Raw genomic sequence first — 11945 nt, 5'->3', positions numbered from 1 at the left:
CAGTTGACGTCCTGAGCCCGCGCTGTGTCGCGGCCCGCCGGGTGAGGGCGGCGCGGGTGAACTCGTACGAACTTCTCGCCGGCTGCAGTTGACGTCCCGGGCCTGTCCTGTGTCGCGGCCCCGCCAGGCGACACCGGCGCGGGTGAACTCGTGCGGGCGGCTCTGTCACGGCAGTTGACGTCCTGAGCCCGCGCTGTGTCGCGGCCCGCCGGGTGAGGGCGGCGCGGGTGAACTCGTACGAACTTCTCGCCGGCTGCAGTTGACGTCCTGAGCCTGCCCTGTGTCGCGGCCCCGCCGGGCGACACCGGCGTGGGTGAACTCGTGCGGGCGGCTCTGTCCCGGCAGTTGACGTCCTGAGCCTGTGCTGTGTCGCGGCCCGCCGGGTGAGGGTGGCGCGGGTGAACTCGTACGAACTTCTCGTCGGCTGCAGTTGACGTCCTGAGCCTGCCCTGTGTCGCGGCCCCGCCGGGCGACACCGGCGTGGGTGAACTCGTACGGGCGGCTCTGTCCCGGCAGTTGACGTCCCGAGCCCGTCCTGTGCCGCGGCCCCGCCGAGCCACACCGGCGTGGGTGGACTCGTACGGGCGGCTCGATCCAGGCAGTTGACGCACCAGCCGGGTCGCGTCCGGCGCTCGGCGTCGCCCGCCGGGCCGGAAGTGCCGGACCCGGCCAGGCCGCGGGTCAGTGGGCCGAGCCCGAGAGCTGGAGGCCGATGACGCCGGTGATCACCAGGCAGATCGAGACGATCTTCAGCGTCGACACCAGGTCGCCGAGGAAGATCATGCCGTAGATCGCGGTGCCGGCCGCGCCGATGCCGGTCCACACGGCGTAGGCGGGGCCCACGTCGAGTTTGCGCAGGGAGAGGGTCAGCAGACCGAAGCTGCCGAGGGCGAAGACACAGAAGGCGACGGTCGGCCAGAGTCTGGTGAAGCCGTGCGACAGCTTCAGACAGACGGCGAAACCGGTCTCGAGCATCCCCGCGACGACGACCAGCAGCCACGCCATGTGCTGTCCTCCCGTATGTCCACGCGTCCCAGCATCGAGTGACCGCCTCGTCGGGCTGTGGCCGGCTGGATCCGGCTCGCTGCGAGTATGCCCTTACCTTGCCCGGGTGCGGACAAACAACGCGCAGGTCAGCCGCGCATGCGGGGTACCCCGGCACGAGCCGGCCCGGGGACCCGGGGCACCCCGGGCCCGAGGGCCGGCCCTCAGTCCCCCTCCGTCCGTTCCCGCGTCGACAGCAGGCGGCGCAGGGAGTACAGGCGGGCGGGGTCGGCGTGGCCCTCGGCGACCCAGTCGTCCAGCGCGCAGTCCGGCTCGTCGTGACTGCACGCGCGCGGGCAGCCCTCGGTGCCCGGCTCCAGGTCGGGGAAGGCGTTGATCACCCGGGACGGGTCGATGTGGGCGAGACCGAAGGAACGCACGCCCGGGGTGTCCACGACCCAGCCCGCGTCGTCACCCAGCGGCAGGGCCAGGGCCGAGGTCGTGGTGTGGCGGCCGCGGCCGGTCACCGCGTTCACATGGCCGGTCAGCCGGCGCCGGTCCTTCGGGACCAGCGCGTTGACCAGGGTCGTCTTGCCGACGCCCGAGTGCCCGACGAACGCCGTGATCTTGCCTTCGAGCTGCTCCCGCACGCGCTCCGCCGCGTCGCCGTTCTCCAGTTCCTCGCGGCTGGTGACGACGTAGGGGATGTCCAGGTGGCCGTACAGCTCCAGCAGCTTGTCCGGCTGGGTCAGGTCCGACTTGGTCATGACCAGCAGGGGCTCGAGACCGGCGTCGTAGGCCGCCACCAGGCAGCGGTCGATGAGACGCGGGCGGGGCTCCGGGTCGGCCAGGGCCGTGACGATCGCCAGCTGGTCGGCGTTGGCGACCACCACGCGCTCGTAGGGGTCGTCGTCGTCCGCGGTGCGGCGCAGCACGGACGTGCGCTCCTGGATGCGGACGATCCTGGCGAGGGTGTCCTTGGTGCCGGACAGGTCGCCGACGATGTCCACCCGGTCGCCGACCACGGCCGCCTTCCGGCCGAGCTCCCGGGCCTTCATCGCCAGCACGATCCGGTCCTCGACCAGGCATGTCAGGCGGCCGCGGTCGACGGTGAGGACCATGCCGTCGGCGGCGTCCTCGTGCTTGGGGCGGATGTGCGTGCGAGGCCGGTTGCCCTTGCGGTTGGGGCGGGAGCGGATGTCGTCCTCGTCGGTGTTCTTGCCGTAGCGGCGCATGGCGAAGTCCCTACGCCCCGAGCATCCCGGCCCACAGGTCGGGGAAGTCCGGGAGGGTCTTGGCCGTCGTCGCCACGTTCTCGATCTGCACGCCCTCCACCGCCAGCCCGAGGATCGCGCCGGCCGTGGCCATGCGGTGGTCCTCGTAGGTGTGGAAGATACCGCCGTGCAGCCGGCGCGGGCGGATGTGGAGGCCGTCGGCCGTCTCGGTCACGTCACCGCCGAGTTCGTTGATCTCCTTGGTGAGCGCGGCCAGCCGGTCCGTCTCGTGCAGGCGCAGGTGCGACACGCCCCGCAGCGTCGAAGGGGAGTCCGCGAGGGCCGCGACCGCCGCGATGCCCGGGGTCAGCTCGCCGACCTCGCTCAGGTCCACGTCGATGCCGTGGACCGAGCCCGAGCCGGTGAACACCAGGCCGTACTCGGTGAGTTCACACGCGCCGCCCATTTCGGTGAAGATCTCGCGCAGCCGGTCGCCCGGCTGGGTGGTGTGGGCCGGCCAGTCCGGGACGACCACCTTGCCGCCGGTCACCAGGGCCGCCGCCAGGAACGGCTGGGCGTTGGAGAGGTCCGGCTCGACCGTCAGGTCCCGGCCGAGCAGGGCGCCGGGCGTGACCCGCCAGACGTTCGGCTCGCCGCCCGACTCCGGGGTGTCCACCTGGGCGCCGATCGAGCGCAGCATGTCCACGGTCATCCGGATGTGCGGCAGGGAGGGGAGGGCGGAGCCGGTGTGCCGGACCTCGACGCCCTGGTTGAAGCGCGGAGCGGACAGCAGCAGCGCCGAGACGAACTGCGAGGACGAGGACGCGTCGATCTCGACCGGACCGCCGTCCAGGGCGCCGCTGCCGTGCACGGTCAGCGGGAGGGCGCCGCGGTTGTCGTCGTCGATGCGGGCGCCGAGGGTGCGCAGCGCGTCGATCACGCCGTGCAGGGGACGCTCGTACGACCTCGGGTCGCCGTCGAAGTGGATGGGGCCGTCGGCGAGCGCGGCGACCGGCGGCAGGAAGCGCATCACCGTGCCGGCGTTGCCGACGTCGATCGTGGCCGGGCCCCGCAGACCCGACGGGATGATCCGCCAGGCCTCGCCGGAGCCGCCCACGGCGGCCGCACCGGAGGAACTGGACGACACCGTCTCCTCGATGCCGATGCCCATCGCGCGCAGCGCGCCCGCCATCAGCAGGGTGTCGCGGGAGCGCAGGGGGCGGCGCAGCCAGCCCGGCTCGGAGGCGAGGGCGGCGAGCACCAGGGCACGGTTGGTGACCGACTTGGACCCGGGCACGTGGACGGTCGCGTCGACGGCTCCGCTCGCGTGCGGGGCGGGCCAGAGGGCGGAGTGTGCGGGGTTAACGGGCATGACCCCACTTTAGTGGGCGTGCGCGGTGGCGGGCCTGGCCCGGGGCCCCGGGTCGGCGCCCGGTGACGGGAGTGTCGTGGCTGGTCGGGTCGGCGTGGCGCGGGTGCGCATCAGGACCGGCCCGGCACCCCTGCGGGGGACCGGAGCCCCGGGTGTCTCACACGTCGAGCAGCCACCGGCCGCCGCCTATCAGGGAGCACAGCGACACCGCGTGGAACAGGAACAGCCACAGCCCCGTCGGCACGTGGGTGAGCCGCGACAGCTGGTCCGCGTCCGAGTCGCCCGCTCCGCCGCGGCTGCGCTTCGCCTGGAGTTCGAAGGCCGGGCGCACCCCGCCGACCAGCAGGAACCACACCACGGCGTACGCGAACGCGGCCTGGACCTGCGGGCCGGCCAGCCAGGACACCAGCACGAACATGCCCCCGGTGAGGATCACGGTCAGCGCGCCGTAGGCGTTGCGGATCATCACCAGCATCGCCACCAGCAGGGCCGTGGCCAGCCACAGCAGCGCGGTGATGTGCCCGGCGGCGAGCAGCGCGGCGGCGCCGAGGCCGAGCAGCGGGGGAGCGGTGTAGCCGGCGGCCGCGGTCAGGATCATGCCGATGCCGTACGGCTTGCCGCGGCTGACCGTGAGACCGCTGGTGTCCGAGTGCAGCCGGATACCGGTGAGGGTGCGGCCGGTGAGCAGCGCGACCAGACCGTGGCCGCCCTCGTGGGCGATGGTGATGGCGTTGCGCGACAGACGCCACAGGCCGTGCGGCACGACCACGGCGAGCGCCGCCACGAGAGTCGCGACGACCACCCACAGGTCGGGGTCGGGCTGGCTGCCGAAGACCTCGTCCCAGAGGGAGGCGAGCGGTTCGGTTGCGGTGGTGAGCATGTTCGGCGGTGGCTCCCTCTGGCGTGGCGAATCTGGCAGTGTGGCACGTATGTGCGGACGGTATGCGGCGAGTCGTAGGCCAGAGGATCTCGCAGGAATCTTTGAGGTCGAGAAGTGGGAGCCCGAGGAGACCCTGGAGCCGGACTTCAACGTGGCTCCGACCAAAGAGGTCCACGTGATCCTGGACCGTCCTGTGAGGGACGCCGCCGACCCGAGGCCGGTTCGTCAGTTGCGCAGGCTCAGGTGGGGACTCGTGCCGTCCTGGTCGAAGACGCCCGAGGGCGGCGCCCGGATGATCAACGCGCGCGCGGAGACGGTCCACGAGAAGCCGTCGTTCCGCAGGGCCCTGACCGCCCGCCGCTGCCTGGTCCCCGCCGACGGCTACTACGAGTGGGTCACCGGCACCCAGGAGCGGGACCTGGAGGTCGAGGGCCGGCGGAAACGGCCCCGCAAGCAGCCGTACTTCGTGCTTCCCGCCGACGGATCGGTGTTCGCGATGGCCGGCCTGTACGAGTTCTGGCGGGACCGGACCCTGCCCGACGACCACCCGCAGGCATGGTGGGCGACGTGCTCCGTCATCACCACCGAGGCCGAGACGACCCCGCTGGCGGCGGCCCCGCAGGAGGGCCCGCACACGCTGGCGGACATCCACCCGCGGATGCCGCTGATGCTGACACCGGACCGCTGGGACGCGTGGCTCGACCCGGCGCGGACGGACACCGACGACGTCCGGTCGCTGCTGGAACCGCCGCCCGCGGGACTGCTGCGGGCGTATCCGGTGTCCACCGCGGTCAGCAACGTCCGCAACAACGGACCGGAGCTGCTGAAGCAGCTGGAGGGGCCGGAGGAGGGCACACTCTTCTGACGTGACCAACGTGACCAACGTGACCAGTGAGATCGTCGGGACGGACGCCGGGGACGCCCGTATCACCTGGCATACGGCGAGGAGGCCCCGGCTCGTGCTCGCCGTCGGCCACGGCGCCGGCGGCGGTGTCGGGGCCCGCGACCTCCAGGCGCTGGCGGCGGTGCTGCCCGCGCACGGAGTGACCGTCGCGCTGGTGGAGCAGCCCTGGCGGGTGGCCGGCCGGAAGGTGGCCCCCGCGCCGAAGACCCTGGACGTGGGCTGGCGGGGCGTGTGGCCGGCGCTGACCGCGCCCGGACCACCCGTGATCTCCGGCGGCCGCAGCGCGGGCGCCAGGGTCGCCTGCCGTACGGCCGTGGAGCTCGGCGCGCACGCCGTCCTGGCCCTCAGCTTCCCGCTGCACCCGCCGGGCAGGCCGGAGAAGTCCCGCGCGGCCGAACTGCTCGGGTCGGGCGTGCCCACCCTCGTCGTCCAGGGCGGCAACGACCCCTTCGGGAAACCCGAGGAGTTCCCCGAGGGGACGTACGAACTGGTCGGGGTGGCGCACGGCGATCACGGCTTCGCCGTACCGAAGCGGGCGGAGCTCACCCAGGACCAGGCCATGACGCTGATCACGGACGCGGTGGTGCGGTGGAGCGGGTCACTCGGGTAAAGCTTCGGGAATGCCGCGCACCGGCCCACTGTTGAGGCGGACAGAAGTGCTGAAGCACCAGCGCCGACGTCGTAGGAGAGGAAGTCCGCCGCATGGGTTCGACCATCTGCCCGCCCGTCGCCCACGATCAGACCGTGAGCGGGCTTCGTCCGGCGGGATCCGACGCGGCCCGCGGCAGCCGAGCTGACCTGGACTGGACAGTGCTGCACGCGGCGAGGACCGTCCCGGTTCGGGCGGCGGGCGGACCGGATCGTCGTCTATCCTCCGATTCTGATGGGACCGGTTTCGGTCCCGTCCGGACATTCGAGGAGGTGGGTCCGGTCACTGGGACCGACGCAGGGACCGAACACGGCCAGGCGGAGCAGCCCGAGGGCCGGGGCACGGGCGACGTGACGACGGAATCGTCCGCCGAGCGCAGCGCGCGCTTCGAGCGGGACGCGCTCGAGTTCCTCGACCAGATGTACTCGGCCGCGCTGCGCATGACGCGCAACCCGGCCGACGCCGAGGACCTGGTGCAGGAGACGTACGCCAAGGCGTACGCGTCCTTCCACCAGTTCCGGGAGGGCACCAACCTCAAGGCGTGGCTGTACCGGATCCTGACGAACACGTTCATCAACTCCTACCGCAAGAAGCAGCGCGAGCCCCAGCGCAGTGCGGCCGAGGAGATCGAGGACTGGCAGCTGGCGCGCGCCGAGTCGCACATGTCGACCGGTCTGCGCTCGGCGGAGTCGCAGGCGCTCGACCACCTGCCCGACTCGGACGTGAAGTCGGCGCTGCAGGCGATCCCCGAGGAATTCCGCATCGCGGTCTACCTCGCGGACGTCGAGGGCTTTGCGTACAAGGAGATCGCGGACATCATGGGGACACCCATCGGTACGGTGATGTCCCGGCTGCACCGGGGCCGCCGTCAACTGCGCGGCATGCTCGAGGACTACGCCCGTGACCGCGGACTGGTCCCGGCCGGTGCCGGAGAGTCGAACGAAGCGAAAGGCTCGGGCTCATGAGCTGCGGAGAGCCGCACGAGACGGATTGCAGCGAGATCCTGGATCATCTCTACGAGTTTCTCGACCATGAGATGCCCGACTCCGACTGCACCAAGTTCGAGCACCACTTCGAGGAGTGCTCGCCGTGCCTGGAGAAGTACGGCCTGGAGCAGGCGGTGAAGAAGCTCGTCAAGCGCTGCTGCGGACAGGACGACGTGCCGACGGACCTGCGCGCCAAGGTCATGGGGCGGATCGACCTGATCCGCTCCGGGCAGGCCGTGCCGGAGCACGACATCTCCACCGCCCCGGCGTCGCAGGAGTCCCGAACTCCCGCCCCGAAGCGGTGAGTCGTCACTCGTCCGTGCTAATCCCCGGGGCTTGAGCCCGCGGACCCCCCGCCCGCCGTTCTAGGCTCCCCACCGGAGCCGCGACGGCCGGGGGAGGCGCGTGATGGAGACCGTTCCGGCACGGGCCCGTGTCTACGTCCTCGGTGTCGCCGCCGTCGCGCTGCTGTCTCTGCGGGAGCTGCCGGCCGCACACGCGCCCTGGCCGGCGGTCCTCCTGCTCGCCGTGGTCTACGGGGGCTGCGAACGGGTCGCCGCCCGCTGGCAGTTCGCCGGAACCTTCTTCCCCGTACTGCTCGCGGGAGCCTTCCTGCTGCCCCCGGCCGCCGCGGCCCTCGTCGCGGTACCGGGGGCGCTGCTGTCCCCGGTCGACGATCCACCGCGGGGCCTGCGGCGGACCTGGCGGGCCGCCCAGCTCGTCCTCGCGGTGTGGGCGGCGGCCCGGGCGCAGGGCGCGCTCGGCGGACGGGACGCGGTCGCCGTGCCCGACTTCCCCTACGCGCTGGTGCCCGCCGCAGCCGCCGTACTGGCCTTCTGCGTCGTGCTCTGCCTCCTGGAGGGCGGCCTCGGGGCGCGGGCCGCCGGGGGCCCGCCCGTGCCCACCGGGCCGCGCGGGGCGGCGCGGCGGATCTGGCGGGGGCCGTTCCCGCGGACCCTGGCACCGGTCGCCGTTCACGGGCTAGCCGGGCTGATGATGGCCGTGCTGTGGCGCAGCCCCTACGGCCCGGTCGCCGCGCTGCTCGTGCTGTGCCCGATGGGTGTCTCCTGGTGGGCGTTCGCCCAGTACCACCGCGAGCGGGCCGCGCACCGGGCGACCATCCGCGCGCTGGTGCAGGCCGTCGACATCAAGGACGGCTACACGCGCGGGCACAGCGAGCGGGTCGGCCAGGCGTCCATGATGATCGCCCGCGAACTCGGCATGGACGACGAGCGGGTCGAGGTGCTGCGCTTCGCCGGCATCCTGCACGACGTGGGGAAACTGGGCGTCCCCACCCGCCTGTTGCGCAAGGACGGGCCGCTCACCCCCGAGGAACGCCGGGTGATCGAACTGCACCCCGAGTACGGGCACGAGATGGTCCGCGGGATCTCCTTCCTCGGCGAGGCCCGGGCGGCCGTCCTGCACCACCACGAGCGGCTCGACGGCAGCGGATACCCCTACGGCCTCGCCGGCAGCCAGATCCCCGAGTCCGCGCGGGTGGTCGCCGTCGCCGACGCCTTCGACGCGATGACCTCCACCCGCTCCTACCGCAGGGCCCGGCCCGTGGACGCGGCGCTCGCGGAACTGGGCCGCTGCGCCGGCAGCCAGTTCGACCCCCGCATGGTGACGGCCCTGCTGCGGGCACTGACCCGGCACGGCTGGCACCCCGTCGCGACCGGCGACGAGACCCGCCCGCCCCACCCCCGCCCGCCGGTCCCGAGCCTGCCGGAGACCCGGCGATGAGTGCGCGCCGGCCCCCTCGCCCGCGCACCCTCGTCCATGCCGCCGCCGCCCTCCTCGGTGCCCTCGCCCTGCTCACCGTGGTGCGCGCCGGCGGCCTCGCCGAACGGCCCCTCGCCCTCGCGTTCGGCCTGTTCGTCACCGTCGGTGAGCTCACCCTCCCGCGCTGCTGCCCCCGCTCCGGCGAGGAGACCTCACCGCCCGGCGTCCGGGTCGGGGAGGCCGCGCCGCTCGGGGCCGCGGGCGCCCTGTCGTACGCGCTGGTCGCGGCGGACGCGGGGCAGCCCACGCACCACGGTGTCGCCCAGGTCGTGGCCGTGGTTCTGGCCGGCACGCTCCTCGGCAGCGTGCCGCACATCGCGCGCGGGCAGCAGACGACCTCCGACCATCTCGCCCGGCGCGTGCTGACCACCGGATTCGCGGCCGTGTGCTGCCAACCCCTGCACCCCGAGGGGGTGTCGGAGCTCCGGGCCGGGTCCGCCCACGCGGTGTCGCTGCTCGCGCTGCTGTCCCTCACCGCGCTGTGCGACGCCGTCCTGGCCGCCGCGCTGGCCCACTCCCGCACTCGCCGGCCCTTCGGCCCGCTGCTGCGCGACGAACTGCGGGCGCTGCTCGGGATCGGCTCCGCCGTCATCGCGACCGGAGCGGTGATGGCCCTCGCCGTCGCCGTGGTCGGGCTCTGGGCGCTGCCGGTGTTCTCGCTGCCGCTGCTCCTCGCCCAGCTGTCCTTCCGGCGGTACGCGGCCGTCCGGACCACCTACCGGCAGACCATCGCCTCCCTCGCCCGCGCCACCGAGGTCGCCGGCTACACCCCGGCCGGTCACGCCCGGCGGGTGGCCGCGCTCAGCAAGGCCGTCGGACGCGACCTCGGCCTGTCCGGACCCGCACTGACCGTGCTGGAGTACGCGGCCCTCATGCACGACATCGGGCAGCTCAGCCTGGTCGATCCGGTGCCGGCCGGAGCCACCGCCGGGCTGTCCGTCGACGAGCAGCGGCGGATCGCGCTGCTCGGCGGTGCCGTCGTCCGGCAGACCGGCGTCGACGCGGCGGTCGCCGTGGTCGTGGAGCGGCAGGCCGACCCCTGCGGGGAGCAGCCGACGGCCGCGCGGATCGTGCGGGTCGTGAACGCCTACGACGAGAAGGTCCGCGACGCCGGGCCCGGCGGTCCGCTGACCGCGCTGGAGGAACTGCGCCTGGCGACCGCCGGGGACTACGCGCCGGAGGTCGTGGAAGCCCTGGCCCGGGTCCTGTCCCGGGACTGTCTTACCCTGCCCGTGGCTGGGTAACCCATGGGTAATGAGCGCCCTTCCAGCGGTACGTGGTTGGATGCGATGGAAAGGGTGTCCGGGGGCAGCCAGCCCACTCCACGGAACTGGCAGGCGGAATCGTGAGGATCTTCGGCAAGGGACGGCACCGGCCCTCCGCCTCCTGGCGGCAGGCCACCGACCGCGCGTTCACCCTCATCGGCGACGGCCGGTACGAGGACGCCGGCGCGCTGCTCACACGGGCCGCCGATCTGGAGCCCTGGCTGTCGGAGTCCTGGTTCAACCTCGCCCTGCTGCACAAGTTCCGGCACGACTGGGAGCAGGCCCGCGCGGCCGGACTGCGTGCCGTCGCCCTGCTCGACCGGGAGACCGGGGCGCCCGACTGGTGGAACGTGGGCATCGCCGCCACCGCCCTGCAGGACTGGCCGCTGGCCCGGCGGGCCTGGCAGGCGTACGGGCTGCGGGTGCCCGGCGGTGCCACCGCGGCCGGTGAGCCCCTCGGCATGGACCTGGGCAGCGCGGCCGTACGGCTGTCGCCCGAGGGGGAGGCCGAAGTGGTGTGGGGGCGGCGGCTGGACCCCGCCCGCGTCGAGGTGCTGTCCATTCCGCTGCCGTCCTCCGGGCGGCGCTGGGGTGAGGTCGTGCTGCACGACGGGGTGCCGCACGGCGAGCGGACCACCGCCGCCGGGCACGCCTACCCGGTGTTCGACGAGATCGAGCTGTGGGCGCCCTCACCCGTCCCCACCTGGGTGGTTCTCCTGGAGGCCGCCACGGAGGCGGACCGGGACGCGCTGGAGCAGCTCGCCGCCGACGCCGGCTTCGCCGCGGAGGACTGGTCGTCGTCCGTACGGCTGCTGTGCCGGATGTGCTCCGAGTCGCGGATGCCGTCCGACGAGGGCGACGGCGAACACCTCGACCCGCACGACCACAGCGAGCCGGGCCATCCCGGACCGCTCGGGCACCGGACGGACGGGCAGCTGTGGGTGCCCGAGCGGGAGTGCGGGCTGGCCGCGCCGGCCTCCCTGGTGAGGGGCCTGCTGGACGGCTGGGTCGCCGACAGCCCGGACGCTCGGGACTGGCGGGACCTCGAAGAGGTGTGCTGACGCAGGCCGCCGGGCGCCCGTCGTGGCCGCCCGCGCCCCCGCGGCCGGGCCCGCCCGCCGCAACCGGCCCGCGCCGCCGCGAGGCAGGCGCCCCGTACCCTGTATCCAGCATGCACCCCCTGTTTTTCTAGGAAGGCGTACGTCGGTCATGGCGCAGCAGGACACCGATCAGCAGCACGCGGGCGTGCTCCCCGTGGACGACGAGGGCTTCGTCGTCGACACGGAGGACACCGAGGAGCGCGAGAACGCCTGGCGTGAGCGCGGCACCTCGCGGCCGATCACGGTCGTCGGCAACCCGGTCCTGCACAAGGAGTGCAGGGACGTCACCGATTTCGGCGACGAGCTCCAGCAGCTGGTCGCGGACATGTTCGCCTCGCAGCGCACCGCCGAGGGCGTGGGCCTGGCCGCCAACCAGATCGGCGTGGACCTGAAGGTCTTCGTCTACGACTGCATGGACGACGAGGGCAGGCGGCACGTCGGCGTGGTCTGCAACCCGAAGGTGGTCGACCTGCCCGCCGACCGGCGCCGGCTGGACGACAGCAACGAGGGCTGTCTGTCGGTGCCCACCGCCTACGCGCCGCTGGCCCGCCCCGACTACGCCGAGGTGACCGGACAGGACGAGCGGGGCGCGCCGGTCAGGGTGCGCGGCACCGGTTACTTCGCTCGGTGTTTGCAGCACGAGACCGATCACCTGTACGGGTACCTCTACATCGACCGGCTCTCCAAGCGTGAACGCAAGGACGCGCTGCGGCAGATGGCCGAGAACGAGCCCCGCTACCCCGTGGTCGCCAACGACTGACGCCCCACCGTCCCCGTACTCCCGACGCCTGTTCAGGTCTCCCGTCCTG

At 73.1% G+C, this 11945-nt stretch carries 12 protein-coding genes; 8 read left to right on the top strand and 4 right to left on the bottom strand.

From position 1 onward, the window contains the following. Positions 1-681: 681 nt before the first annotated feature. The 4 genes from AC07AZ_RS24875 to AC07AZ_RS24860 all read right to left on the bottom strand — a co-directional run bounded on the left by AC07AZ_RS24875 (position 682) and on the right by AC07AZ_RS24860 (position 4450). Positions 682-1005 (bottom strand): DMT family transporter, encoded by a 324-nt coding sequence (locus tag AC07AZ_RS24875; RefSeq protein WP_478851302.1) that lies wholly within the window; start codon positions 1003-1005, stop codon positions 682-684. 203 nt (positions 1006-1208) lie between these two features. Beyond that, complete coding sequence (gene rsgA / locus AC07AZ_RS24870; RefSeq protein WP_478851300.1) at positions 1209-2219, bottom strand: ribosome small subunit-dependent GTPase A; 1011 nt, start codon at positions 2217-2219, stop codon at positions 1209-1211. Between the two features lie 10 nt (positions 2220-2229). Next, positions 2230-3570 (bottom strand): 3-phosphoshikimate 1-carboxyvinyltransferase, encoded by a 1341-nt coding sequence (gene aroA, locus AC07AZ_RS24865; protein ID WP_478851298.1) that lies wholly within the window; start codon positions 3568-3570, stop codon positions 2230-2232. A 157-nt stretch (positions 3571-3727) separates the two neighbouring features. Continuing rightward, positions 3728-4450, bottom strand: a complete 723-nt coding sequence (locus tag AC07AZ_RS24860) for a M50 family metallopeptidase (RefSeq protein WP_478851296.1) — start codon at positions 4448-4450, stop codon at positions 3728-3730. 49 nt (positions 4451-4499) lie between these two features. Here AC07AZ_RS24860 and AC07AZ_RS24855 point away from each other — a divergent pair, with 49 nt between their 5' ends. From AC07AZ_RS24855 to def, 8 genes are all read left to right on the top strand, one after another. Beyond that, the gene (locus AC07AZ_RS24855) at positions 4500-5315 is read left to right on the top strand and encodes an SOS response-associated peptidase (protein WP_478851294.1); all 816 of its coding nucleotides are present in this window, start codon (positions 4500-4502) and stop codon (positions 5313-5315) included. A 19-nt stretch (positions 5316-5334) separates the two neighbouring features. Next, the gene (locus AC07AZ_RS24850) at positions 5335-5964 is read left to right on the top strand and encodes an alpha/beta hydrolase family protein (RefSeq protein WP_478851332.1); all 630 of its coding nucleotides are present in this window, start codon (positions 5335-5337) and stop codon (positions 5962-5964) included. Between the two features lie 311 nt (positions 5965-6275). Continuing rightward, complete coding sequence (gene sigR, locus AC07AZ_RS24845) at positions 6276-6968, top strand: RNA polymerase sigma factor SigR (protein ID WP_478851292.1); 693 nt, start codon at positions 6276-6278, stop codon at positions 6966-6968. Further along, complete coding sequence (gene rsrA, locus AC07AZ_RS24840; RefSeq protein WP_478851290.1) at positions 6965-7294, top strand: mycothiol system anti-sigma-R factor; 330 nt, start codon at positions 6965-6967, stop codon at positions 7292-7294. Before sigR ends, rsrA begins: the two co-directional genes overlap by 4 nt. Before the next feature lie 103 nt (positions 7295-7397). After that, positions 7398-8732: an HD-GYP domain-containing protein gene (locus AC07AZ_RS24835; protein WP_478851288.1), complete on the top strand. Its 1335-nt coding sequence runs from the start codon at positions 7398-7400 to the stop codon at positions 8730-8732. Continuing rightward, the gene (locus AC07AZ_RS24830; protein ID WP_478851286.1) at positions 8729-10015 is read left to right on the top strand and encodes an HD-GYP domain-containing protein; all 1287 of its coding nucleotides are present in this window, start codon (positions 8729-8731) and stop codon (positions 10013-10015) included. Before AC07AZ_RS24835 ends, AC07AZ_RS24830 begins: the two co-directional genes overlap by 4 nt. A gap of 101 nt (positions 10016-10116) precedes the next feature. Continuing rightward, entirely contained in the window at positions 10117-11097 is a 981-nt protein-coding gene (locus AC07AZ_RS24825) for a tetratricopeptide repeat protein (RefSeq protein WP_478851284.1), read from the top strand. 148 nt (positions 11098-11245) lie between these two features. Further along, positions 11246-11896, top strand: a complete 651-nt coding sequence (gene def / locus AC07AZ_RS24820; RefSeq protein WP_478851282.1) for a peptide deformylase — start codon at positions 11246-11248, stop codon at positions 11894-11896. Positions 11897-11945 lie beyond the last annotated feature (49 nt).

This window comes from Streptomyces sp. NPDC043878, assembly GCF_056435735.1.
This window is presented reverse-complemented; position numbering and strand designations above follow the sequence as displayed.